The 24,892-nt window shown below is 69.3% G+C and carries 21 protein-coding genes; 9 read left to right on the top strand and 12 right to left on the bottom strand.

Annotated features, from left to right (window positions below; translation table 11 throughout):
- Window positions 1–101: 101 nt before the first annotated feature.
- On the bottom strand, window positions 102–1,958 hold the full coding sequence (locus AC2YHJ_RS22495) for an ABC transporter ATP-binding protein (RefSeq protein WP_487398419.1): 1,857 nt from the start codon (window positions 1,956–1,958) through the stop codon (window positions 102–104).
- Between the two features lie 244 nt (window positions 1,959–2,202).
- Between AC2YHJ_RS22495 and AC2YHJ_RS22490 the strand changes: the two genes are divergently transcribed.
- Window positions 2,203–2,787: a putative adhesin gene (locus tag AC2YHJ_RS22490; protein WP_487398418.1), complete on the top strand. Its 585-nt coding sequence runs from the start codon at window positions 2,203–2,205 to the stop codon at window positions 2,785–2,787.
- Window positions 2,788–2,817: 30 nt separating this feature from the next.
- Here the strand turns inward: AC2YHJ_RS22490 and AC2YHJ_RS22485 are convergent, their stop codons facing one another.
- The 9 genes from AC2YHJ_RS22485 to AC2YHJ_RS22445 all read right to left on the bottom strand — a co-directional run bounded on the left by AC2YHJ_RS22485 (window position 2,818) and on the right by AC2YHJ_RS22445 (window position 12,707).
- Window positions 2,818–3,990 (bottom strand): acyl-CoA dehydrogenase family protein, encoded by a 1,173-nt coding sequence (locus tag AC2YHJ_RS22485; RefSeq protein ID WP_487398417.1) that lies wholly within the window; start codon window positions 3,988–3,990, stop codon window positions 2,818–2,820.
- Window positions 3,991–3,993: 3 nt separating this feature from the next.
- The gene (locus AC2YHJ_RS22480; RefSeq protein WP_487398416.1) at window positions 3,994–4,761 is read right to left on the bottom strand and encodes an enoyl-CoA hydratase/isomerase family protein; all 768 of its coding nucleotides are present in this window, start codon (window positions 4,759–4,761) and stop codon (window positions 3,994–3,996) included.
- Window positions 4,758–5,828, bottom strand: a complete 1,071-nt coding sequence (locus AC2YHJ_RS22475; protein WP_487398415.1) for an acyl-CoA dehydrogenase family protein — start codon at window positions 5,826–5,828, stop codon at window positions 4,758–4,760. The genes AC2YHJ_RS22480 and AC2YHJ_RS22475 overlap by 4 nt, the downstream gene beginning before the upstream one ends.
- 93 nt (window positions 5,829–5,921) lie before the next feature.
- Entirely contained in the window at window positions 5,922–6,563 is a 642-nt protein-coding gene (locus AC2YHJ_RS22470) for a 3-oxoacid CoA-transferase subunit B (RefSeq protein WP_487398414.1), read from the bottom strand.
- Between the two features lie 23 nt (window positions 6,564–6,586).
- A complete protein-coding gene (locus AC2YHJ_RS22465) occupies window positions 6,587–7,267 on the bottom strand; it encodes a 3-oxoacid CoA-transferase subunit A (RefSeq protein WP_487398413.1) in 681 nt (226 codons plus the stop codon).
- A gap of 5 nt (window positions 7,268–7,272) precedes the next feature.
- Window positions 7,273–8,097 (bottom strand): isocitrate lyase/PEP mutase family protein, encoded by an 825-nt coding sequence (locus AC2YHJ_RS22460; protein WP_487398412.1) that lies wholly within the window; start codon window positions 8,095–8,097, stop codon window positions 7,273–7,275.
- Window positions 8,094–8,963 carry a MaoC family dehydratase gene (locus AC2YHJ_RS22455; protein ID WP_487398411.1) on the bottom strand — a complete coding sequence of 290 codons (870 nt, stop codon included), beginning with the start codon at window positions 8,961–8,963 and terminating at the stop codon, window positions 8,094–8,096. The genes AC2YHJ_RS22460 and AC2YHJ_RS22455 overlap by 4 nt, the downstream gene beginning before the upstream one ends.
- The gene (locus AC2YHJ_RS22450; RefSeq protein WP_487398410.1) at window positions 8,963–11,035 is read right to left on the bottom strand and encodes an acetate--CoA ligase family protein; all 2,073 of its coding nucleotides are present in this window, start codon (window positions 11,033–11,035) and stop codon (window positions 8,963–8,965) included. Before AC2YHJ_RS22450 ends, AC2YHJ_RS22455 begins: the two co-directional genes overlap by 1 nt.
- 328 nt (window positions 11,036–11,363) lie before the next feature.
- Window positions 11,364–12,707 (bottom strand): transglycosylase SLT domain-containing protein, encoded by a 1,344-nt coding sequence (locus tag AC2YHJ_RS22445; protein ID WP_487398409.1) that lies wholly within the window; start codon window positions 12,705–12,707, stop codon window positions 11,364–11,366.
- Window positions 12,708–13,003: 296 nt separating this feature from the next.
- Here AC2YHJ_RS22445 and AC2YHJ_RS22440 point away from each other — a divergent pair, with 296 nt between their 5' ends.
- Genes AC2YHJ_RS22440 through AC2YHJ_RS22430 form a run of 3 tightly spaced genes read left to right on the top strand, consistent with a single transcriptional unit; the run spans window position 13,004 to window position 15,202 of the window.
- On the top strand, window positions 13,004–13,579 hold the full coding sequence (locus AC2YHJ_RS22440) for a glycine zipper 2TM domain-containing protein (RefSeq protein WP_487398408.1): 576 nt from the start codon (window positions 13,004–13,006) through the stop codon (window positions 13,577–13,579).
- Window positions 13,580–13,626: 47 nt separating this feature from the next.
- A complete protein-coding gene (locus tag AC2YHJ_RS22435) occupies window positions 13,627–14,460 on the top strand; it encodes an ABC transporter permease (RefSeq protein ID WP_487398407.1) in 834 nt (277 codons plus the stop codon).
- A 4-nt stretch (window positions 14,461–14,464) separates the two neighbouring features.
- Window positions 14,465–15,202, top strand: a complete 738-nt coding sequence (locus AC2YHJ_RS22430; protein ID WP_487398406.1) for an ABC transporter ATP-binding protein — start codon at window positions 14,465–14,467, stop codon at window positions 15,200–15,202.
- A 100-nt stretch (window positions 15,203–15,302) separates the two neighbouring features.
- Here AC2YHJ_RS22430 and AC2YHJ_RS22425 read toward each other — a convergent pair whose 3' ends face one another.
- Both AC2YHJ_RS22425 and AC2YHJ_RS22420 read right to left on the bottom strand, forming a co-directional pair.
- The gene (locus AC2YHJ_RS22425) at window positions 15,303–16,397 is read right to left on the bottom strand and encodes a glycosyltransferase family 4 protein (protein WP_487398405.1); all 1,095 of its coding nucleotides are present in this window, start codon (window positions 16,395–16,397) and stop codon (window positions 15,303–15,305) included.
- A 68-nt stretch (window positions 16,398–16,465) separates the two neighbouring features.
- A complete protein-coding gene (locus AC2YHJ_RS22420; RefSeq protein WP_487398404.1) occupies window positions 16,466–18,826 on the bottom strand; it encodes a glycosyltransferase family 4 protein in 2,361 nt (786 codons plus the stop codon).
- A gap of 294 nt (window positions 18,827–19,120) precedes the next feature.
- On the opposite strand from AC2YHJ_RS22420, the gene AC2YHJ_RS22415 reads away from it, so the two are divergent.
- The 5 genes from AC2YHJ_RS22415 to AC2YHJ_RS22395 all read left to right on the top strand — a co-directional run bounded on the left by AC2YHJ_RS22415 (window position 19,121) and on the right by AC2YHJ_RS22395 (window position 24,809).
- Window positions 19,121–20,041, top strand: coding sequence for a glycosyltransferase family 2 protein (locus AC2YHJ_RS22415; protein WP_487398403.1), 921 nt, complete (start codon window positions 19,121–19,123; stop codon window positions 20,039–20,041).
- Between the two features lie 143 nt (window positions 20,042–20,184).
- Window positions 20,185–21,240, top strand: a complete 1,056-nt coding sequence (gene gmd, locus AC2YHJ_RS22410) for a GDP-mannose 4,6-dehydratase (protein WP_487398402.1) — start codon at window positions 20,185–20,187, stop codon at window positions 21,238–21,240.
- A complete protein-coding gene (locus AC2YHJ_RS22405; RefSeq protein ID WP_487398401.1) occupies window positions 21,233–22,207 on the top strand; it encodes a GDP-L-fucose synthase family protein in 975 nt (324 codons plus the stop codon). Before gmd ends, AC2YHJ_RS22405 begins: the two co-directional genes overlap by 8 nt.
- An 83-nt stretch (window positions 22,208–22,290) precedes the next feature.
- Complete coding sequence (locus AC2YHJ_RS22400) at window positions 22,291–23,901, top strand: glycosyltransferase (RefSeq protein ID WP_487398400.1); 1,611 nt, start codon at window positions 22,291–22,293, stop codon at window positions 23,899–23,901.
- Window positions 23,898–24,809 (top strand): glycosyltransferase family 2 protein, encoded by a 912-nt coding sequence (locus tag AC2YHJ_RS22395; protein WP_487398399.1) that lies wholly within the window; start codon window positions 23,898–23,900, stop codon window positions 24,807–24,809. Before AC2YHJ_RS22400 ends, AC2YHJ_RS22395 begins: the two co-directional genes overlap by 4 nt.
- The last annotated feature ends 83 nt before the right edge of the window (window positions 24,810–24,892 follow it).

Raw genomic sequence — 24,892 nt, 5'->3', positions numbered from 1 at the left:
GCTTCCGCGCGTGGCGCGGAAGGTCAACGCGCAGCGAGGGGGCGCCGCCCCCTCGTACTCCCCCGCCAGGGAGGCAGCGGCCTCCCTGGACCCGCGGGAACTTACAGGAAGCCGCCGGATTGGCGCTTCCACAGGGCGGCGTAGGTGCCGTCGCGGGCCAACAGCTCGGCGTGGCTGCCTTGTTCCACGACACGGCCGTGTTCCAACACAACAAGGCGGTCCATCTTTGCCAGCGTCGACAGGCGGTGCGCGATGGCGATGACCGTCTTGCCCTCCATCAACCCCGCGAGTTGTTCCTGGATGGCGGCCTCGACTTCGGAATCGAGCGCGGAGGTCGCCTCGTCCAGCACCAGGACGGGCGCATCCTTCAGCAGCACGCGGGCGATCGCGATGCGCTGGCGCTGGCCGCCCGAGAGCTTCACGCCACGTTCACCCACATGCGCGTCATAGCCGGTTCGGCCGCGCCAATCGGCGAGCTGCGCGATGAACTCATGCGCAGCAGCGCGACCGGCCGCGGCGATGATCTCGGCCTCGCTCGCCGAAGGCCGTCCATAGCGAATGTTGTCGCGGATCGAACGGTGCAGCAGCGCCGTATCCTGCGTGACGACGCCGACGGCACCCCGCAGCGATTCCTGCGTGACGGTGGCGATGTCCTGCCCGTCGATGACGATGCGCCCGGCCTCCGGGCTGAAGAACCGCAAAAGCAGGTTCATCGCGGTCGTCTTGCCCGCACCGGAATGGCCGACCAGGCCGACACGTTCCCCGGATGCGATGACGAGGTCGAAGCCGTTCAGCACGCCACGTTCCTGGCCGTAGCCGAAATGCACGTCCTCAAAGCGGATCTCGCCGCGCGTGACGACCAAAGGCTTCGCACCGACCGGGTCGGGTGCCGTGGGCGGCACCGCGATGCTGCCGGAGGCTTCCTGCACCACGCCGACATTCTCGAAGATGCCGGTGACGTTGAAGGCGACCCAGCCTGAGATATTGGCGATCTGCCAACCCATCGGCAGCGCGGTGGCGATGACGCCGATGCCGATCTCGCCGCGTTGCCACAGCCAGATCGACACTGCGCCGAGCGCCGTCAGCAGCATCGCATTCAGGCTGGACAGCAGCAGCCCGTTCAGCGTGACCATGCGCATCTGGCGGCGGAATGCCTCGGTCAGGCGCGCGATGCCGTCGCGCACGAAGGAATCTTCCTCCTCGGCGCGCGCGAACAGCTTCACGGTCAGGATGTTGGTGTAGCTGTCGACAATGCGGCCGGTCAGCAGCGATCGCGCCTCCGACGCCGCCTTCGACCGGTCCCGCATGCGCGGCACGATGAATCGCAGCAATGCGAGATAGGCGAGGAACCAGGCCATCACCGGCAAGGCGAGACGCCAATCCGCCTGGGTCAGCCAGATCAGCGCCGTGCTGCCATAGACAAGGATGTACCAGACCGCGTTCACGCCCTGGACCACGGACTCGCGCAGCGCCGGACCTGCCTGCATCACGCGGTTGGCGATGCGCCCGGCGAAATCCTCCTGGAAAAAGGTCCAGCCCTGGCGGACGACGTGGAAGTGGCTCTGCCAGCGGATCAGGCTGGTGACATTGGCGCCGATCCCCTGCTGCGCGACCAGGTTCTGCGCGGTGATGGCGAGCGGCCGTCCGACCAGCAGCACCGCCGCCATGCCGAGGAGTTGCGGCCAGGCTTCCGCCAGGATGCGGTCGGGCCCGTGGGTGTTCAGCAGGCTGATGACGGTGCCGATGAAGATGGGAATCAGCGCATCCAGCACGGCGACCGTCATGCCCAGCAGGAACAGCAGCACGAACAGCGCCTTCGCCTGGCGGATGAAGTACCAGTAGAAGGCGATCAGTCCGGCGGGTGGCGGGCTGCCTGGGACGGGAATGCCGAACAGCCGGCTGGCGGGGGCACCCGGCGGCGCAACCGGATCAACCGTGGATTCGAAGGGCAAAACCATGCGCCCATCCACGCTTGCCGGAAGGTTGTGTCAATCGCGCTGCGGGGATGGAACGCCACCCTTGCCGTTCTTGCTTGCGGCGCTGCTACTGAGAGCCCTCGAGCCTCGCGCGGCTTCGATGCATGGGGGGCCCCGGCGGCGGCGCGCCAAGGCGCTCCGGTTGGCACAGCTCCTGAAAATGGCCGTGCCTTCTGAAGTCAAGCTGGATACGCTCGCTCTTCACAAAACAGTGTGAGGCTTTCCCATGAGCGTGCCTGACGGTGCCGAGAAAATCGGTCGCTATCTCTATCTTTTCCGATCCCAGACCGACAGCACGACCTGCGCCATCGACGCCCATGGCGGATACTATTTCGAGAATCGATCCTTCAAGGTCCCAGACGGCGTGACACTGAAATTCTACGCGTCACACGGAAATCACTTGATGGATGAGGGGCTACAGGGACTCAAATTGGCAACGAATACCTTCAAGCCTGTCGAGGAAATCACGGGCGGCCAGGACTGCCACGATTATTTGTTACAGAAAGCGTGGGGCACCCACACATTCGACAAAGAAGCCGACGAGGAATTCCGCATTACCTATGAGCGCGCGAAGGCGTTCCTCGAACGAACCGATAAAAAATGGCAGAAGGAGTTCTTCGGCCACACCTTCGACAATGTTGCTTCTCTCCTGACGATCAGGAACCGCTGGGACAATTTATGCGGCGTTACACTCAAGGACGTCATCCACGACGTCCGCAAGGTCATGCCAACGCTCACGACCTTTCATTGCTCGTTCTGCCGCAATAACATGCTCAGCTCGGGCGGGCAGGATACGGCGCAGCGCTACTGAAGCACCGTATCCACCCGCGCCCCGCCTCCTTCAGCCAGGCAGCCCCAGCACGTTCTTCGACAGGATGTTCCGCTGGATCTCGTTCGACCCGCCATAGATCGTGGCGGGCCGCGCCTGGATGTAGAGCCCCGTCGGGTTCAGGTTGCGGTTGCCTTCCATCGGCTCCAGCAGCCCGGCATTCTCGCCCGCGATCTCCAGCATCGTGTCGGTGATGCGCTGGAACAGTTCCGTCTGGAACACCTTCAACATCGACACGTCGGCGCCCAGCGTTTCCCCGCGCCGCAGCTTGTCCACGAAGGTGCCGTAGAGCGACTTCAGGTCCTCGAGATCCAGCCGCAGCCGGCCATAGGTGTCCTGGAAGGCCAGATCCTCCCACACGCCCATGCGTTCGGCGAGTTGGCGCAGCCGCGTGAAGGCATAGGCCGACAGGCGCGGGGACCCGAGATAGATCCGCTCGAAGGACAGCAGCGCCTTCGCCATGTCCCAGCCGCGGTTCGGCGTGCCCACCAGGTTCTTCGCCGGCACGCGGACATTGTCGAAGAAGACCTCGCAGAACTCGTCGTGGTACTCGAGGTTGATGATCGGCTTCACCGTGATGCCCGGCGTCGCCATATCCACCAGCAGGAAGGAGATGCCCTCCTGCTTCTTCGCGTTCTTGTCCGTGCGCACCAGCAGGAAGCACCAGTTCGCGTCGGACGCCAGCGTCGTCCAGATCTTCTGGCCGTTCACGACGTAGTGGTCGCCATCCAGCACGGCTTCCGTGCGCAGCGCAGCGAGGTCCGATCCCGCATTGGGTTCGGAATAGCCCTGGCACCAGATGTGCTCGCCGTTCAGGATCTTCGGCAGGAAATGCGCCTGCTGCTCATCCGTCCCGTGGTTGATGAGCAGCGGGCCGACCATGATGATGCCGTGGTCATTGGTGCGCGCGCAGCCGTGGCGCTCGACCTCATCCGTGAAGATGATCTGCTTGGCAGGCGCGAGGCCGAGCCCACCGAACTGGCGCGGCCAGCCCGGGCACAGCCAGCCCTTCTCGGCCAGCATGAAATACCAGGGCTTGTTCTCCTCCCAATGCAGGCGCTTGGGCGGATTGCGCAGGTCGGGCGGGTAGTTCGCCTCGATCCAGGACCGGACATGGGCGCGGAAGGCCTCGTCCTCCATGGCGTTGAGGTCGGCGGTTTCCTTCGGTGCGATGCTGATGGCCATGGCTCAGCCTCCGAACTTGGGCTTGCGCTTCTCGAGGAACGCCGCGCGGCCTTCCTGGAAGTCGGGTGTGGTGAACAGCAGGCCCTGGAAGGTCTGCTCATCGGCCAGCGCCTCGTCGAGGCCTTCCGACAGGATCTTCTTGGTCAACTCGATCGGCGCCGAAGCTTCGGCGGCGAGGAAGCGCGCCTTCTCCAAAGCCACCTCCAGCGCCTTGCCCGGGGCTGCGAGGTAATCCACCAGACCGATCCGCTCGCCTTCCGGTGCGTTCACCACCTCGTGGTAGAACAGGATGCGCCGCGCCCGCCCCATGCCGACGCGGCGCGGCAGGAACCACGGCAGCCCCATATCGGCCATCAGCCCGATCTTGTGGAAGCCGGCGACGAAGCGCGCATCCTCGGCGGCGACGACGGTGTCGCAGGCGCAGGCCACGGCCATGCCGGCGCCCGCCGCCCAGCCTTCCACGGCCGCGACGATGGGCTTCGCGCCACGCGCCATCAGCCGCACCAGCCGGTGCGTGCGCCGCATGCGCTCGCGCCCGTCCAGCGCGCCGCCGACATCCATCGCCGAGATGTCGCCACCGGCGCAGAAGGTCCCGCCCGCGCCGGTCACAACGATCGCGCGTACCGCCTTGTCGGTATGGGCACGCTCGATCGCATCCTCCAGCGCCTGGCGCACGGGGAGCGCGATCGCGTTCTTCCGCTGCGGGTAGTTGATGGTGAGGACCAGGACGTTGCCGTCCATCGCCTCATCAACGCGTGCGGCCTCGCTCATTCCACATCCTCCGGCGCCAGGGCCATGAATCGCCGGCGATGCAGGCTCGCCGATCCATACTGGTTCGCGATCACCATGCCGCGCCGCAGATACAGCCCGACATCGTATTCGTCCGTGTATCCGATGCCGCCATGCAGCTGGATGCATTGCCGCAGCACGAGCAACCCGCTCTCCGCCGCGCGATGCTTCGCCTTGGACACCGCCGCCTGCCGCACCGCGCCGGTCGCGCCGGAATCGAGCACCGCGGCCGCCGTTTCCACCGCCGCCCGCGTCAGCGCGATATGGATCCTCAGATCCGCGGCGCGATGCTGCAGCGACTGGAACGTGCCGATGATGCGGCCGAATTGCTGACGGGTCTTCAGGTAGCCGAGCGTCAGCTCGAACGCCTTCTCCATCAGCCCGAGCATATGCCCGGCGGTCGCCAGCGCGGCCTCGTCCAGCGCCTGCTCCACCACCGCGCCGATATCGTCGGCGATGCGGCTCGCTCGGGACAGGTCGGCGCGCAGCGTGCCGACATTGCCGCCATCCATGGTCTTCTCGAGAACCACATCCGCACCGGCCGCCGGCAGGCTGACCAGCGCGATGCGGTTGCCCTCGCGCACCGGCAGCAGGAAGGCGTCGGCACCGGCCGCCATCGGGACGAATACCCGCGGCGCATCGCCGGTGCCGGGCACGGCGATGCTGTCCGCCTTCTCCTGCCAGGCGGTCAGCACCACCTTCGCACCTTCCAGCAGCGGGGCGAGCAGCGCCTTGTCATCGGATGCCGCCAGCAGGCGCGCCGAGAGCATCGCCGGGACCAGCGGCTCCGGCGCGAGGCCGGCGCCGATCTCCTCGGTCAGCGCAACGGCTTCCGACAAGCCAAGGCCGGCGCCGCCATCATTCTCAGCCACGCCGAGGCCGATCCAGCCAAGCGCGCCCATCTCGGCGAACACGGCGCGGTCGAAGCCGGGATTGGCGAAGCGCAGGGCGCGCACGCGCTTGGTGTCACCGCCGCGCGGCGCAACGGCACCCGCGCTGTCGCGGATCATGCGTATGGATTCGGATCGGTCGTCGAGTGCTTGGCTCATCGCTTCCTCAAGGAAGGTCGGGGGAGGAGAACCTCCCCCGAACCCCCACCCTTTTTCTGTCTGGGCGCCTCGCCGGTGGCGAGGCGCAAAGCGTCACTGCGTGTGCAGCGTCGCGCCCGAAGCCGCCTGCGCCTGTTCCAGCGTCACGCCGGGGGCGAGGTCCACCACCACGAAGCCCTTCTCGGGCACGATCTCGAAGACGCCGAGATTTGTGTAGACGCGCTTCACGGCCTTTGGCGTCGTCAGCGGATAGGCGCATGTCTCCACCAGCTTCGGGCGACCGTCCTTGGTGGTGTGCTCCATGATCACCCACAGCCGCTTCGCCCCGGCGCCGAGGTCCATCGCACCACCCACGGCCGGCGCGGTGTCGTTCTCGCTCGTCGCCCAATTCGCGATGTCGCCATTCGCTGCGACCTCGAAGGCCCCGAGCACGCACAGGTCGATATGCCCGCCGCGGATCATCGCGAAGCTGTCGGCATGATGGCAGTAGGACCCGCCGGGCCGCAGCGTCACCGGCTGCTTGCCGGCATTCACCAGCCATGGGTCGATCGCATCCTTCGCCGGCGCCGGGCCCATGCCGAGGATGCCGTTCTCGGAATGCAGGATCACCTCGCGGTCCATCGGCACGTAGTCACCGACCATGGTCGGGATGCCGATGCCGAGATTGACGTACCAGCCCTCGGGAATGTCCTGCGCCAGGCGCGCGGCCATGGCCTTGCGGTCGAAGCCTTGCATGTCTCGTCCTCCTGTCCCGACGCTTAAGCCCAGTCCGGCCCGCGATCCACATGGATCACGCGCTGCACGAAGATGCCCGGCGTGTGCACATTCTCTGGCACCAGCTCACCCAATTCGCGGAGATGCGACACCTGCGCGATCGTCAGGTCCGCCGCCATCGCCATCACCGGGTTGAAGTTCCGACCCGACGCGCGATAGGTCAGGTTGCCCCAGCGATCGCCTTCCCAGGCCTCGACCAGCGCGACATCGCCCTTCAGCGCGTGCTCCATGACATAGCGGCGGCCGTTGAACTCCCGCTCCTCCTTGCCATGGGCCAGGATCGTGCCGACCGAGGTCGCGGTGAAGAACGCCGGCACGCCGGCACCCGCGGCGCGCATGCGCTCAGCCATGGTGCCCTGGGGCACGATCTCCAGCTCGATCTTGCCGGCGCGGTACAGTTCCTCGAACACCACGGAGCCGGCGGAACGCGGGAAGGAACAGATGATCTTCCGCACGCGCCCGAGTTCCATCAGCCGTGCGAGGCCGACGCGGCCCGTGCCCGCGTTGTTGCAGACGCAGGTGAGGTCCGTGGCACCCTGTTCGATCAGCGCCTCGATCAGTTCGTCGGGCTGTCCGACCGCGCCGAAGCCGCCGATCAGCACGGTCGATCCGTCCTTGATGCCGGCCATGGCGTCGGCCATGGATTGAACGATCTTGTTGATCACCTGAATCAGTCTCCCTCACCGCGCATGGCGGCATTCAGTTCAGCCCCGGGTGGGATGCTCGCCAGCCGCGGCAGGTCGCCCGCCAGCATCGCCCGCGTCATCTCGATCGTGTGCGCATAGGCCGCGCGCGCCAGCAGCCCACCGGCGCTGACCCGGCGAACCCCGGCCTTGGCCAGCGCGTCCATCGGCACGAAGCCCGACCGCGGGCCGGCCAGCACGTTGACAGGCTTCGGCGCCACGGCCGCCACCGCCTTCGCGATCGCGTCCATGTCCGGCAGGAACGGCGCGTAGAGGCAATCCGCCCCCACCTCGGCAAAGGCCACCAGCCTGCGGATGGTGTCGTCGAGGTCCGGCCGCCCGTTGAGGAAATTCTCCGCGCGCGCCGTCAGCACGAAGGGCCGGCCGATCGCACGTGCCGCCTCCACCGCCGCGCGAACACGCGCCACGGCATGGTCGAAATCGTGGATCGGGGAGGCCGGGTTGCGTGTCGTATCCTCGATGGTGCAGCCGGCGAGACCGACCTCGCCCGCCGCGCGCACCGTCCGAGCGCAATCCTCCGGCGATGGGCCGAACCCGTCCTCCAGATCCGCCGAGACCGGCAGCTCCGTCGCCGTGATCAGCACCCGCGCATTCTCAAGCGATTCCGCCAGGCTCACCGCATAGTCGCGCCGGCCGAGCTGCCAGGCGATGCCGGCGGAGGTCGTCGCGATGGCGACCGCGCCGGCATGCGCCATGACGCGCGCGCTGCCGGCATCCCAGGCGTTCGGCAGCGCGAAGCAACCGGACTCGTGCAGGGCCGCGAAGCGCGCGGCACGCTCGGCGGCGTTCATGCCGCCGCACCCGGATGGCGGAACAGCCCGTTGCTGACCACCACCTTGTCGCGTTCGACCACGCGGGCACGGAAGGCCGCACCGCCCTCCTCGTGCCAGATCTCGGTGCGGATCGTCTCGCCCGGGAACACCGGGGAGGAGAAGCGCAGATCCATCCGTCCGAAGCGCGCCGGGTCGTATCCGCACAGCGCCTTCATCAGCGCGTGGCAGACCACGCCGAAGGTGCACAGCCCATGCAGGATCGGCTGCTTGAAGCCCGCCCTGGCCGCAACCTCGGGATCGATGTGCAGCGGGTTGTGATCGCCATTGAGGCGATAGACGATCGCCTGTTCCGGCCGTGTCGCGAGATCGACCGTCAGGTCGGGCGCGCGGTCCGGTTCGGCATGCGGCTTCTTGATCGGCCCGCTCGGTCCACCAAAGCCGCCATCGCCGCGCGCGAAGGTGGTGCCTTCAAGTGTCGCGAGCTTCTCGCCCGTCTTCGCATCCGTCACGACGCGTTCATTGTAGAGCATCGCGCCCTTGCCGGGTCCGCGATCGACGATGGAGGTGATGCGCGATTTCCCGATGATCTCGCCTTCCGCCGGCAGCGGCTTGTGCAGGATGATCGACTGTTCGCCATGCAGCACCTGCGTCCAATCGACGCCGGTATCGGGGTTGCGGATCCAGAAACCGGGATAGCCGAGCACCACCGCCATGGACGGCATCGCCCGCAGCCGCGGCTCATACAGGAAGTCGAGCTGCTTCTGGTCCATCGGGGCCTGCCCGAGCCCGATGGAGAAATTGTACAGCGCCGTATCCTGCCAGCGGATCGTCTGGCGGATCTCCGGGATCGGGTAGTTCAGCAGGTGGTCGTGGTTGATGGCCATCAATGCGTGTCCTCGATCTCGATCACGGCGTCGGCCGCGAAGGCGCCCTGGCCCTCCGGCAGCACCAGCAGCGGGTTCACGTCGACCGATGCCAGCCGGTCGCCGGCACCGGCGGCGAAGCGCGACAGTGCCGACAGGGCGGAGGCCAGCGCCTTCACATCCGCCTTCGGTCGCCCGCGCGCGCCATCCAGCAGCGGGAAGCCCTTCAGCGATCGGATCATCGCCTCGGCCTCCGCGTTGCCAAATGGGCAGCGGCGGAAGGACACGTCCTTCAGGATCTCGATGAAGACGCCACCGAGGCCGACCATCGCCACCGGCCCGAATACGGGGTCGCGCGCGACGCCAAGCGCCATCTCGACCGCACCCATGATCTGCTTGGCGATCAACACGCCTTCGATGCGCGCGCCGGGCGCGCGTTCAGCGGCGCGGGTGAGCAAGGTCGCATGCGCCTCCCGCACCGCATCGGCATCGGCGAGGTCCAGGATGACGCCGCCGATCTCACTCTTGTGCAGGATGTCGGGTGACAGGATCTTGGCCACCACCGGATAGCCGAAGGATTCGGCGGCGGCGACCGCATCGGCGACGGATACGCAGGCCTTCTCTGGCACCGCGGGCACGCCCGCGGCGGCGAGGATGCGCTTGCCTTCCGCCTCGGTCGGGGTGGTCGCGGGCAACCGCACGGACGGGACGACGACCTCCTCCGCCGGCGGCGTGGCGAAGGCAGCGCCGAAGCGGCCCATAGCCTCGATGGCCGCGACCGCGCGCGTCGGGTCCTCGAACACCAGGAACCCGTCCTCCTCATACCCCTTCACCTTGTCGGGGGATGCGATGACGGACAGCGCCCAGAGCCGGTCGGCGAACTTGTCCCGCGCCTGCTTCAGATAGGGCCGCAGCTTCGGCGCCATGGTGGTGGACCCGCCGGTCTGGGTCAGGAACACCAGCATCGAGGCATAGCCGCCGGCATCCGCGGTGTATTCGAGGAAATGCTCGAACATCTCGGTCTGGTTCACCGCCTGGGCGGTGCAATCCACCGGATTGCGCGGCGCGGAGAAGGAGATCAGCGACTTCAGATGGGCCTGCGCCTCCGCCGGCATTTCCGGCATCGGCACACCCATCGCTTCCGCCGCATCGGAGATCAGCACCCCCGCCCCGCCGCTGACCGTGATGACGCCCAGGCTGTTGCGCGCCGGATAGATCCGCCGCGACGCCGCATAGGCGATGTCGAGCATCTGTTCCGTCGTGCTGGCGCGCACCACGCCGAATTCGCGCAGCACCGCTTCGGTCACCGCATCGTCGCCTGCGATCGACGCGGTATGCGACTTCGCCGCATGACCGCCGAGTTCCGAGCGGCCCACCTTCATCATCACCACCGGCTTGCGGTTGCGCCGCGCGAGATCGAGTGCCGCGATGAAGCGCTCGCTCTCGCGGATCCCCTCGGCATAGGCGCAGATCACCTCGACCTCCGGCGCCTGCGCCATCCAGCCGATCACTTCGCCGAGCGAGACGTCGCTCTCATTGCCCGTGGTCACGCAGACCGTGGTGCCAAGGCCGCGCGCACGCGAGACGGCGAAGACATGCGTGCCATAGGCTCCCGACTGCGAGGCGATGCCGATATTGCCCCGGATCGGCCAGCCCTGCTCGAAGGATGTCGAGAACATCGGGTAGAAACCGACCGCCGCATTGAACAGGCCGAGGCAATTCGGCCCGAGGATGCGCATGCCATGCTGGCGCGCGGCCGCGACCAGCCGGTCCTGCATGGCGGCACCGGCCTCATCCACCTCGGCGAAACCGGCGGTGAAGACGATCGCCGCGCGGCAGCCCTTCGCACCCAGGTCGGCCACCGCCTGCACCGCGCCTTCACCCGGCACCGCCACGATAGCGACGTCAGGCACCTGCGTCAGGGCGGAGACCGAGGCGAAGGCCGGCAGCCCCTGCACCGTCGCGCGATTCGGGTTCACCGGCAGGATGGCGCCGGCGAAGCCCTGATTCTTCATGTAGGCGATCGGCCGACCGCCGATCCGTGTCGCATCGTCCGAAGCCCCGATGATGGCGACGGAGCGCGGGCGAACCATGGCATCAAGAGCCGAGAACCCTGCTTCGGGTCGCATTGGTCGCGCTGGGCCGCCTTCGGCTGGCATGGACATTCCTCCATTCGTTCGGGGCCGCAGGGTGGCGCCCGCATCGCCGGGCGACAAGGGGGCTTGGCCCGCATTCCGATGCACGGACATGGCTGATGCGAAGGGAATGGATATGTCGGCCCTACCGATCGGTCGGTCGGGCGTCGCTTCGCCATGCAGGAGCGATCACGCCGCCATGTTCATGCAGTATCGCGAGCGGCGGACATGAAAAGGGCCGCGACCCTGCGGCCGCGGCCCTTCACGATTTCGGATGCGACCGAGGTCAGGCGCCGGGCGCGACCACGGTGCAGGCGCCACGGCTGCGCAGACGCGAACAGGCCTGCTCGGCGGCACTGCGGTTCAGGCCAGTCACACGCGCGCGGTACAGCGTCGCGGCACCCTGGCGCACCGGCGTGACCGCGGTCCGGGTACCCATCGTGGCCACCGTGTCGCGCGCCTGGTTGGCCGTGGTGCGGGCCAGGTTCTCGGAGGCGAAGGCGCCGACCTGGACCGACCAGCCATTGCCGCCGGCGGCGGCGGCCGGCGCGGGCGCCGGGGCCGGTGCAGCCAGGGCCTGGTGGACCGGCGGCGCGGGCAGCGGCGCCGACGGCAGCGTGCCGGCATGCGCGGAGCCAACCAGGCCGAAGCCCCGGAAGGGGGACGCGGCCGGGGTGCGGCGCTCGGGCGCGGCCAGCGCGGAGGCCACGATGGCCGGGGCGCGTGCCGGGGCAGGCTCGTCGGCCTGCTGCTGGCCGCGCTCGATCTCCGACTGGCGGGCGGCCTCGGCCAGGGCGGCGCGGGCGCTGGCCGTCAGGGTCGGGTTCTCGGCGCCGGTCATGTAGGTCGGCGCGCCGCCGGGCGGGGCCGGCGGCGGCGGCGCCATGGGGGCGAGGCTCGCCACCTGGACCGGCGCAGCGGCCGGCGGAGGCGGCGGGGCGGCGGCGTACTGCACCGGGGCCGGCGCCTGGCGCTGCTCACGCAGGGCGTAGGCGGTGCCGCCGGTCATCGGGCGCGGGCCCGGCGCGATGCGCGTGCCGATATCAGCCGCGGCATAGACCTCGGCCGGCGCGCGGCGGTTCGGGTGGATGCCTTCGATGCGCGGTCCGATGCGGGCGACGTAGTTGCGCGTCTCGTTCGGCAAGCCACGGCCGCCCCACAGGTAATCCTCGAGACGGCGGGGGCCGGCATTGTAGGCAGCGAGGAAGGCGGGGTTGCCGTAGAGCTCGTACATCTCCCGCAGATAGGCCGCGCCGGCCTGGATGCTGTCATAGGGATGGTACGGGTCGGAACCGAGGTTGTAGCGGGCCTGCAGTTCCCGGTAGGTGCCGGGCATCACCTGCATCAGGCCCATCGCGCCGACCGGGCTGGTGGCATTGGCGCGGCCGCCGCTTTCCTGGCGCATGACCTCGCGAATCCAGCCCTCCGGCACGTCGAACCGGCGGGAGGCGTCACGGATCCAGGGACCCCACGGATCGCCCGGCGGGCCGGGCGGCGAGGTGCTGTCAGGACGGTTGTAGTAGGGCCCGTTGCCCGCGCTGCGCTGGGTCGTCTGCGCGCATGCTGCCAGCATCGACAGCACCGCGGCGACCAGAACGGCTCTCCCGCCGTTCTTCAAGCGTCCGGTCATACCCCCTGGTCCCCTTGCCGCCGCGTGGCCAAGCCAACCCGTTGTGGTGAAAGGCCGGAAATCCCCCTCCGGCCCTTCCGGGCAGGCCCGCTCGCGGGCGTTGACTGCAATACGCTGAAACGTTGCGTAGGCCAGGGCCGGCCACCCGGTCAAGCATTGCGGGCGCATCGCTGCATGTGGTGTGCCCGGGCCGGCCGTCTGTCCTACGGATGGAGGCCACCATCACACTATGGCCATAACGAGGCGACTCGCGTGATGATCCGGCCCAAGCCGACCGCAAGACCCTGGAGAGTTGCATGACGTTCGAACTCCGCCGCCTCGCCCCGCTCGCCGTCGTGCTGGCGCTCGGGACCGGCCTCGCTGCCTGCGCCCCGGCCGGTAACTCGACGGTGGACCGCTCCATGCTCGGCGCCTCGGGCTATGTCTCCTCCGGGACCATCGTCGGCATGCGGCCGGTGGCGGTGCAGGGGTCGCGGACGGGCATTGGCGCCGGGGCCGGGGCGGTGGCTGGCGGGGTGCTCGGCAGCACCATCGGCGGCGACTGGCGCGCCCGCACGGTGGCGGGGGTCGTCGGCGCGCTGGCGGGCGGGGTGGCCGGCGGCCTCATCGAGGAAGGGACGACCCGCGGCAATGCCATGGAATTCATCATCCGGGACGACAACGGCCAGATGCGCTCGGTGATCCAGACCAATGAGCTGAACCTCGCGGAGGGCGAGCGCGTGATCATGACCCAGACCGACCGGGTGCGGCTGTCGCGCGCCGGGGCTGGTGGGCCGGTGGCCTATGGCGCGCCCTATGGCGGCGCGCAGTCCGGCGGTGGCTATGGCGGCGGTTATGGCGGTGGGCCGGTCGACGCCCGCGGCGGCAAATAGGCCCCGCCCTTCCGGCCGGGGCTGGCACGGTGTAGAAGCCCGCGCCCATGTCCCGTTCCGCCATCCCCGTCCACGCCTTCGATGCCGCGAACCCACGCCGGCGTGAGCTCGCGCTTGAGGATCTCGCCGGCGGGCTGGCCCGCTGGCGGCTTGCCTGGGCGCTGGCGCGCGGGGACATTACGCATCGCTATCGCGGCTCGATCCTCGGGCCGATGTGGCTGACGCTGTCCACGGCGGTGATGCTGGGCGCGCTCGGCTTCCTGTACGCGAAGCTGTTCCGCATCGACATGACCGACTACCTGCCCTGGCTGACGGTCAGCCTGATCGTGTGGAACCTGCTCAGCCAGGTCGTCACCGACGCGACCACCAGCCTGACCGGCGCCGAAGGCGTCATCCGGCAGATGCCGTTGCCCTATACGGTGCATGCGCTGCGGGTGGTGATGCGCAACGCGCTGATCGCGGCGCACAACCTGCCGCTGATCGCCGTGGTCTTCGCCATCTACGGTGTTGCGCCGACCTGGTATGCGCTGCTCGCCATCCCGGCCTTCGCCCTGATGGCGGTGGCCGGCTTCGCGGCGTCGATATTCCTCGGCATGGTCTGCGCGCGCTTTCGCGACATCCCGCCGATCGTCGGCTCGATCATGCAGGTGGCCTTCTTCGTATCGGCGGTGATCTGGAAGCCGGAGATGGTCGGCCACTGGCAGCCCTTCCTGCCGCTGAACCCGGTCTTCGCGGTGATGGAGGCGGTGCGCGCGCCGCTGATGGGCAGCACCGGCGGCATCACGGTCTGGATCGCCGCCTTCGCCTGGACCGCGGTCCTGGTCGCCGCCGCCTGGTCCTTCTTCGTCCGCTTCCGCGGGCGCATCGCCTTCTGGGTCTGAGCGGATGGCCGCCATCGACGCGGCGGGGCTCGCCATCGAGTTCCCGCTCTATCACCACAACGCGCGGTCGCTGAAGCAGCGCATCCTCGCGTCGTCCCGCCTGCGGCTGAAGCAGGATGCCGACAACCGCGTGGTGGTCGCGGCGCTGCGCGACCTGACATTCTCGATCGGCAAGGGCGACCGCGTCGCGCTGGTCGGCCCGAACGGGGCGGGCAAGACGACACTGCTGCGCACCATCGCCGGCGTCTATGAACCGGTCGCCGGAACGCTGCGGGTGGAAGGGGAAATCGGGTCCCTGATCGACCCCGCCGCCGGCATGGACACGCTGCTGACGGGCCGCGAGAACGTCGTGCTGCGCGCCCTGTTCCGCGGCATGACGGAAGCCGAGGGCCGCGCCCTGGCGGACGAGGTGGCGAGCTTCGCCGGCCTCGGCGACTTCCTGGATGTGCCGATCCGCGGTTACTCGGCCGGCATGAATGTCCGCCTGGCCTTCGCCATGGCCACCGCGATGACGCCCGACATCCTGCTGATGGACGAATGGTTCCTGGCCGGCGACGCGGAGTTCATGACGCGCGCCGAGGAACGCCTGGCGACCCTCGTCACCGGCGCCGACGTCCTGATGATCGCGACGCATGACATGGCGGTGGTGCGCAAATGGTGCACCCGGGCGATCCGGCTTGAAGGGGGGCGGATCACTGCCGATGGGCCGGTCGAGGACGTCCTGGCGGCCGCGGGGCTGTAGAACCATTCCCGTTCGCACGGGCTCGCGGTGGCGACTCCAGCCTCTTGTTTTCGCCAGCAGCTTCACCCGAGCAGGTGAATCCACCTGATTGGGATCTGCTTTAGGGTCGCGGCTGCGCCAGCGCGCCAAGTAACTCGCCCGCCATCTCATCCCAGTCGTTGAGCCGTCGTCCCGTCTCCCGTGCGCCATCCGCGAGCGCGGCGCGGCGGGTAGGATCGCACAGGGCGGCCATGGCCTCAGCCAGCGCTTCGGCGGTCACAGCCTGGGCCAGCACGCCATCCACCCCGTCGCGCACCTGTTCGGACAGCCCGCCCACGGGCGTTGCCACCACCGGGACGCCGAGGCCATGGGCCAAGGGCGCGAGCCCGCTCTGGCTCGCCTCGCGATAGGGCAGCACGACGACGTCCGCCCCGGCGACCAGCCGCGCCATGTCGTCCTCGGCCAGCCAACCCGACCGGACCTCGACGCCGGGCAGGGCCGCGAGGCCGGGCGCGAGGGCATCGGCATCGCCCTCCCCCGCCACCAGCAGCCGCGCGGTCGGGTAGCGCGGCTGGACCAGCCGCCACGCGTCGCGCAACAGGTCGAGCCCCTTATAGGCCCGCAGCCGCCCCAAATTGACGAAGCGCGGCCCGTCGCCCGGCGCGCGTGGCGCGGTCGGCTTGGCGGTCAGCAACGCGCCAAGCGCCAGGCGATGCACCCGAAGCCCCGGCCGCCGCCGGTGGATCCCCGCCGCCACGCTGTCGGAAAAGGCGATCGCCGATTCCGCCGCATCCAGTTCCCGCGTCAGGCGCCATTCCCACAGCAGGCCCGGGTCGCCGGGATGCGGATCGGCGTCATGGACCATCGGCACGTAACGCAACCCGGCCCGCTTCAGCCCCGGGGTGATCAGCGGCGTCCACAGATGCGTCATCACCGAGACGATGGCATCCGCGCGGAAATCCTGCGCCTGGCGCCGCAGCCGCCGGGCGAGCCAGGGCACGCGCAGGAAGCCCGTCGCGAAGCCCGCCGCGCTGCGATAGGTCGACACCGCATCGAGCGGCAGGCCGGTCGCGCGGATCTCCTCGATCAGGTCGGATTGCGCGGATAGCGACAGGGCCACCGCGACGTCCTGGCGCCGCGCCAGCGCCCTCGCCAGTGCCAGCGCCTGCTGCCCGCCACCGCCTCGCCGGCCCCAGTACCAGAGCAGCAGCCGCATGGCTCAGCAGCCCCGCCGGCGGCGTGGGCCGCGGCGCGGATCGCGGTCGCGGGGCGGCATCGGCCGGCTCAGTCGCGATGCCGCATCCCGGCGCCGCGCAGCGCCCGGATGACAAGGCCGCGCAGCCGCCAGAACGGGCTTTTCTTCATCGCGTCGATCTCGGCCAGCGCACGGAGCAAGGCGCCGGACGGCTTCGCCGGCGCGGCGGCGCGGGCCGTGGTGCCGACACCCGACAGGGCCTCGGCGGCGAGGTCCGGCCGCCGCTGCAGCCAGTCCTGGATGCCGGACTGGTAGCTGCGGAACTCGCGCCAGCCATGCCCGGGCATCGGTCGCCGCCCGGCAGCCAAATCGTCGATGGTGGCGCGGAAGGCGGCCAGCGCGTCGCGCGCCTGCGCGGCGGTGGTGAAGGTCGCCGCCTGGGCGATGCTGGCTGACGCGCGCGCGGCACGGATCGCCCGGTCGGTCAGCGACAGGATCGCGGTCGCCGCGCCGGGCGCATCATCGGGATCGACGAAGATCGCCGCATCCCCGCCCACCTCGATCAGCGACGAATTGGCGCAGGTCACGACAGGGCAACCGCAGGCCATCGCCTCCAGCACCGGCATGCCGAAGCCTTCGTAGCGGGACGGATAAACCAGCGCATGCGCGCCGGCATAGAGCAGCCGCAGCGTCGCATCATCCGTCTTGATCCGGCGCATCGGCACCGAGGGGGCGGCGGCGCGATAGTCGGGCTCGATATCCGCCAGGCCACCGATGCACACGATCTCGAAGACCTGGCCGCGCTTCGCGGCGATCTCCGCGGCGCGGAAGGCGAGGATGCCATTCTTGTACCCGCCCGCCCCGCTGCGGTCCCCGACCATCAGGAGATAGGGGCGCGACAGGCCAAGCCCGGTGCGCATCTGCGCCACCTCCGCCTCGGTGGCGGGCGTGAAGATTGGCGGGAGGCCGCAATAGGTGAGCGCGATGCTTTCCTCGGCGACCTCGGGGAAGAACCGCGCGAGGTCGCGCGCGGACGACCGCGAGATCATCGCATGCCCGGCCGCATGGCGGATGGAGCGCGCCTTTTCCTGCCAGCCCTCGTCCGACAGGTCGAGGCCGGTGACCTCGGGGATCATGTCGTAGCCGAAGAAGAAGGAAGGCGTCGTGGTCGGCGTCGAATAGTAGGTCGAGACGAAGAGATCCGCCCCGAGGTCGCGGCAGATTCGCTCCAGATAGAGGCAATCCGCACCGCAACGCCCGTAGTCATGCGCGGCGATGGTCCGGTAGTGCACGCCCGGGATGCGGGGTGCGGAGCCGGCGCGGTCGAGCACGATGAAATGGTCGGCGAGCCCGTCCTTCACCCACTCCTCGAGCATGCTCTGCCAGACCCGGCCGATGCCGGAGGACAGGTATTGCCAGTAGACGCCATCGACGACGATACGCGGCGTCGTGGGAATCGGCCCGCGGTCCTTCACGCCGGTCGGCGCGGCGAAGGACCAGCCGCCGCTGGCATCCGGCCGGGCGATCGGTTCGACGCGATGCGCGGCCGCATCGTCGAACATCGTCTTGTCGGTGACCCAGGGGAAGTAGTCGGCGAGGAAGCCCGGCCCCTTCCACGCCAGCAATTCACGCCATCGCGCCGTCGCCCCGGCGTAGCCGTAGTAGGATTCCTTGAAGCCGAGCTGCGGCGCGGCGACGTAGGCGAAGTGCTGGAAGACGGCGCCATGGGCTTCCGTCTCGTCATGCGTGAAGGGCGACAGGTCGGCGATGTTCACCGGCTCCTCGCCTTCGGGACCCTGGCGCACCAGGGTGGGCGGTTCATGCGCCGCCCAATGATCCCCAGGCTGGAAGCGCCAGGTGCGCAGCCATTCCTGTCCCGGGTTCTGCGCGTAGTTGAAGCGCGTGCTGATCACCTGGCCGGGGCCGACGAAGTACCAGCACCAGTAATAGGCCGCGCCACGCTCGGGCTCGGCAATGAACAGCCGGCGCATGTCCGCCACCTGATCGACCGTCCACAGCTCGTCCGCATCCATCTGCCACAGCAGGCAGGATTCCCGGATGTTCGGCAGCGGCGCGTTCACCATCTCCTTCTTGCCATCCCAGAACTCGCCGGGCGGCTTGCGGTAGATGGTGACCTGGCCGGGGAAGCGGCGCGCGAGGTCGTCCAGGTACTCACTCGTGCCGTCGTTGCTGCGGCCCTCGCGGTGGATGTCGTCGCTGACGCGGCCGCCGGTTGCGGTGCTCCAGGCGGTATCGTGCCGCAGCGCCGCCACGCCTTCGACCACATGCCAGTGCCAGCGGAAGGGCAGCTTCGCGAGCATCGTCTCGTGGTAGCGGATGAAGGGTTCGCCGTTCAGCACGATGGTGAAGAAGTGCACCGGCAGGTCGTCGGCGTGCGGGGCGACGCAGCGTTCAAGGCTGGAGGGCGCCGCCGGCGTGGTTTCGGTCATCAGGAACTCCGGAGGTGCGTGGCCGGGGCGCGGGAATGGCACGCGCCGCCTGACCATCACGTGGACGGCGCGCTAAATGACGCAGTGCGGTAGGTCAAGCAAAAGCAGCGCGACGCGTGCGCTGCAGCCGGGGCCACGCCCTCAAGGCGGGTCATCACCGATCCGTGACTGCGAGCCCTTCGCATGACCGCCCCCTGGTATCCAGCCGCCTCTTTTGGACTTGGAATGACGGGAGGAGGGTCTATGAAGCCCACCGCGCCGCCCCGGGGATCGGGTCGGCCCTGTGGAGGCGTGATGGCGGCGGAACCGGACGAGGCGGCAGGATCTGAGCCGAACAAGGGTCTCGTCAGCGTCATCACGGTCTGTCGCAACGCTGCCGCAACGCTTGAGGCCTGCCTTCTGAGCGTCGCCGGCCAGCGCTACGCGCCCATCGAGCACATCATCATCGATGGCGCCTCGACCGACGGCACGGCCGCGATCCTCGATCGCCACCGGGACCGGCTGGCGGTGGTCGTGTCCGAACCCGACCGCGGCCTCTACGACGCGATGAACAAGGGCGTGGCGCGCGCCAGCGGCGACTTCATCATCTTCCTCAACGCCGACGACACCTTCGTCGGCCCTGACGCGCTGCGGGACGCGATGCGCGAGATCGCCCGCCAGCCGGATGGCGACGTCTATTACGGCTCGCTCGACGTGCAGATGGGGCCAGTGAAGCATCGCCACGTCCCGCCGCCACCCGACCAGGCGGCGGAGGAAATGGTGCTCGGTTGCCTGCCGCACCAGGCGACGCTGGCGCGCCGCGCCGTCTTCGAGCGGACCGGCCCCTTCGACCTCCGCTGGCGGCGCCATGCCGATTACGACTGGTGGCTCAAGGTCCTGGCCGACCCGGCGCTGCGGGTCCGACAGATCCGCACCCCGGTGGCCTGCTTCGCCCTCGGCGGCGCGTCCTCGGACCTCGCCAAGGGCCAGCCGGAGGTCTTCGCGATCCAGAACGCCTCCCCGCTCTATGGCAGCCCGGAATGGGACCGCCGGCGGATCGAGATGTTCCAGAAGGCCTGGCTGAGTGCCCGGATGGAGGCGGCCAGCCTGCGCGAGGCTGCGGGACCGGTTGGTGCCCCGCCCGCCGCGTCCTGGAAGTCCCGCGTCGCGGCGGTGGTGCCGCCCCGCTTGGTGCAGGCGATCCGCGGCCTGAAGCGCCGGCTGTCCGGGGCCTGAGCGGCCCTGCCGGCCGCCGTATGGCGCGGCCGGCCGGGTCCGGACGGCCGGGCCTTCCGAAGCGCGCCCCCGGCTGCTAGACAGCCCCGCTTCGGGCCCCGCCGCCAGCGCCGGACGGGCCGGCCTACCTCGGAAGGAACAGGATGTCGGATCGTCGCAAGGTCGCCCTCATCACCGGCATCACCGGGCAGGACGGCTCCTACCTCGCGGAACTGCTGCTCGCGAAGGGGTATGAGGTGCACGGCATCAAGCGCCGTTCCTCCTCCTTCAACACGGGCCGCGTCGATCATCTATACCATGACCGCCATGTGCCGGGCGCGAGCTTCAAGCTGCACTATGGCGACCTGACGGATGCCACCAACCTGATCCGCGTGCTGTCGCAGGTCCAGCCGGGCGAGATCTATAACCTCGGCGCCCAGTCCCACGTCGCCGTGTCCTTCGAGACGCCGGAATACACCGCCAATTCCGACGCGCTCGGCACGCTGCGCCTGCTGGAAGCGATCCGCATCCTCGGCATGGAAAAGACCGCGCGCTTCTACCAGGCCTCGACCTCGGAGCTGTACGGCAAGGTCCAGGCCGTGCCGCAGGACGAAAACACGCCGTTCTACCCGCGCAGCCCCTACGCCGCCGCCAAGCTGTACGGCTACTGGATCGTGGTGAACTACCGCGAGGCCTATGGCCTGCATGCCTCGAACGGCGTGCTGTTCAACCACGAAAGCCCGCGCCGCGGGGAGACCTTCGTCACGCGCAAGATCACCCGCGCGGTCGCGGCGATCCATTTCGGCCAGCAGGAAACGCTGTGGCTCGGCAATCTCGATGCGCGGCGCGACTGGGGCCATGCGCGCGATTACGTCGAGGGCATGTGGCGGATCGTCCAGCATGACACGCCGGATGACTATGTGCTGGCGACCGGTGAGACCTACACTGTCCGCCATTTCTGCGACCTGTCCTTCGCCGAGGTGGGCATGACGCTCGAATGGCGCGGCAGCGGGGTGGATGAGGTCGGCATCGACACGGCGACCGGGCGCACCGTGGTGCGCGTCGATCCCACCTATTTCCGCCCGACCGAGGTCGATCTGCTGATCGGCAACCCCGCCAAGGCGAAGCGGGTGCTTGGCTGGTCGCACACGGTGAAGCTGCCGGAACTCGCCGCCGAGATGGTCGCCGCCGATGTCGCGGAGCTGAAGGCCAATGCCTGACGGCGCGCCCGCGACCGCACGCGAGGTCTTCCCGCTGAAGGGGGCGCGCGTCTATGTCGCGGGGCATCGCGGCATGGTGGGCGCGGCCTGCGCCCGCCACCTCGCGGCGCAGGGTGCCGAGGTCATCACCTCCGACCGCGCCACGGTGGACCTGCGCCGCCAGGACCAGGTCGAGGCCTTCATGGCCAGGACCAGGCCGGACGCACTGGTGGTCGCCGCGGCGAAGGTCGGCGGCATCCTCGCCAACGACACCTACCCGGCTGAGTTTCTCTACGACAACCTGATGATCGAGGCGAACCTCATCGAGGCGGCGCACCGCAACGATGTGAACCGTGCGCTGTTCCTCGGTTCCTCCTGCATCTACCCGCGCGAGGCGCCGAACCCGATCAACGAGGACGCGCTGCTGACCGGCCCGCTCGAGAAGACCAACGAGTGGTACGCGATCGCCAAGATCACCGGCATCAAGCTGTGCCAGGCCTATCGCCGGCAATACGGGCGCGACTACATCTCGGCCATGCCGTGCAACCTGTACGGCCCCGGGGACTATTTCCACCCCACGCGCAGCCACGTCATCCCCGCCCTGCTGCAGCGTTTCCACGACGCGGCGCAGAATGGCGTGCCGACCGTCACCTGCTGGGGCAGCGGCACGCCGCGGCGCGAATTCATGCATGTGGACGATGTGGCGGAAGCCTGCGCCTTCCTGCTGCGGACCTATTCCGGCGAAGGCCACCTCAACATCGGCACCGGCACGGACATCACCATCGCCGAGCTGGCCTCCGAGGTCGCCCGCGTCACCGGCTTCAAGGGACGCATCGCCTGGGACACCTCGAAGCCCGACGGCACCATGCTGAAGCGGATGGATGTCTCGCGCATCGGGGCGCTGGGCTGGCAGGCGCGCATCGGCTTCCGCGAGGGGCTCGAAGCGACCTATCGCTGGTTCCTCGAGCAGTCCGCGCTGCGCACCTGAGTTCGTGCTGAGAGCCCGACACCGGCCCACATCGCGACATTCGCCACCCGGCGAATGCCGCAGCGTCCGCTGACGGGCACGCGGTGCGCATCGCCTTCTTCGGCCTTGGCTATCACGCCAAGACCGGGTCCAGCCGCTTCCTGCTCGACCTCCTGGAACGCCACGCCAGCGTCGATGCCTTCTTCGCCGAGGCCGATGTGGCGGCGGTGCGTCGCGCCGCCCCGGATTTCGACGAGGACCGCTACGACGCCATCGTGATCTGGCAGTTGCACGAGGCCTTCGCGCTGCTGTCGGGGCGCCACCCCAGCGTCACCTTCGCGCCGATGCATGACGCGATGTGGCGCGGCGGCGCCTTCACCTGGAAGCCGTCCTTCAATGCGGCGAAGATCCTCTGCTTCTCCTGGGCGCTGCGCGCCGAGGTGATGCGCCGGGCGCCGGTCCACGCCCGCGTGCAGTATTTCCCCGATCCGGCGGCGGTGCCGCCGGTGACGGATTTCGAAACGCTGCGCGGCTTCCTGTGGTATCGCCGCCGCGACATCCCGCCCGAGGCCGCCTTCGCCCTGACCGCCGGCACGCCCTTCGCCTCATTCGCCATCCACGACGCGCCCGATCCGGGCCATGAGGCGCCGTTTCCCGGCGCCGCGCCGGCCCATGTCGCGCGCCTTGTCCGCACCGCCTGGTCGGCCGACGGGTCGGCCTTCGCCGGCGCCATCGCCTCGGCCAATGTCTTCTTCGCCCCGCGGCCGCTGGAGGGCATCGGCATGGCCTTCCTCGAAGCCATGGCGCGCGGGTTGTGCGTCGTAGCACCCGATGCGCCGACGATGAACGAATACATCTCCCACGGCACGAACGGCCTGCTGCACGCGCCGGGGCATCGGACGCCGCTCGACTTCACCCATGCGCGGGAGATCGGCGCGCGGGCGCGGGAGAGCATGCTGCGCGGTCGCGCCGGCTGGGAGGCCGGCATCCCCGCGCTGCTCGACTTCATCGCCACGCCCAAGGCAGCGATCGCCGCGCGCAGTGCCGCCGTCGCCGTCGCGGCGCCAGTACCTGAGGGGTGGCGGCTGCTTGGCGGACCGGGCGTCCGCCACGATGCCGCCGCGCTGCGCCGCGCCATCGCCGAGGCACCACCGGACGCGCAGTTCATCCGCGGACACCACCTCACCCGCGACGCCGGGGGTGGCGAGACGCTTCATCGCATCGGCGCCTTCGATGCCGCCTGGGTGCGGCTCCTGGCCGGGGATGTGGGGCCAGCGGGGCCTCGCGGGCTCGGCGTGCCCGAAGCGACGCTGATCCGTGACAGCACGCTGCGCGACCTCGACACCGCGCCGCCGCAGACAGCGCAGGATCTGGTTGCCTTGCTGCTGCGCAGCCGGGTCGCCGGCATGGCGATACACGATGCGGACGACGTCCTGGCCATCTGCAACCTGCCCGAGGATGGGCCAGTGCAGCGGGACGCCTGGCGCCGCCTGGTCGCCGCCGAAGCCGGTGCCGCCGCCGCGGCGCGCGTGCTGTCGGCGCTGGGCGATGCGGCCGCGGCAGCCGACGACGCGGGCCGCGCCGCTGCCCCGGCGCGGGCGGCGATCCGGCTGATCGGGCTGTGCGATCGCCTCTCCCCGGCATTGGGGCGAGCGGCGGAAGCCCTCATCCTCGGCAGCGCGCTGCGCCGCCTGCGTGGGCTGATGCGGCGATGACCACGCCGCGCCTGTCCATCGTCACGCCCTGCCTCAACCGCGCTGCGACGATCGGCGCTGCGATCGACAGCGTGCTGGCGCAGGGTCATCCATCTTTCGAGCACATCATCGTCGATGGCGGATCGACCGACGGGACCGCGGCAGTGCTGGCGCGCTACCCGCATCTGGTCGTGATCCGCGAGAAGGACCGCAATCTCTACGACGCCATCAACAAGGGGCTGCGGGCAGCGCGCGGTGATGCGATCGGCTTGCTGAACAGCGATGATCTCTATGCTCCCGGTGCCTTCGCAGCGGCCGAGGCCGCGCTCGCTGCCCCCACCACCGAGATGGTGCTCGGCGCCGCCGAGTTCTTCGCCGAATCGGCCGGACGGGACGTGGTGCAGCAGCGCCTGTCGGGTGCGGCCAACGGCCTGACGGAGGCGAATGTCATCGGCGGCATCACCACCATGAACGCCGCCTTCTACCGCCACACGCTGATCGAGCGGCTCGGCCCCTTCGATGACCGTTTCCCGCTGTCGGCCGACAAGGATTTCTGGCTGCGCCTGGTGCTGCTGGCCCCTCGCCTCGCCACGATCGAAGCGACGGTGATCCGCTACCGATCCCATGCCGGGTCGCTGACCTTCGCGGCCGGCGACCTGCGGGACAAACTGTCGCGCCACCTGCTCGACACTGCGCGAACGCGCCTGGCGGAACTGCCGCGGGGCTCGGCGGCGCGGGCTGCCTATCGCCGCTGGCATGGCTGGGCGACCGGGTATCGGGTGCTGGTACAACTCCGGCAGGGGGCGCTGGGCGCCGCTTTCGGTACGGTGCGAGGCGGCTTCGCGGCCGATGCGCTGTGGCCGGCGCGCTTCCTTGGCCTGCTGCCGGGGCATTGGCTCGGCCGCGCCGCCCGACGAGGAAGTGTCTAGATGCTGCCCTTTTCCTTGCGTAAATCCGCAATGACAATGATGTCCCCGACGGGCGGATCCGACCCAGCATGACCCTCCTGATC

It is taken from the genome of Roseomonas sp. SRI_022 (genome assembly GCF_057586215.1).
Note: the sequence above shows the minus strand (reverse complement) of the source record. Positions and strands in the feature narration are given on the sequence as shown.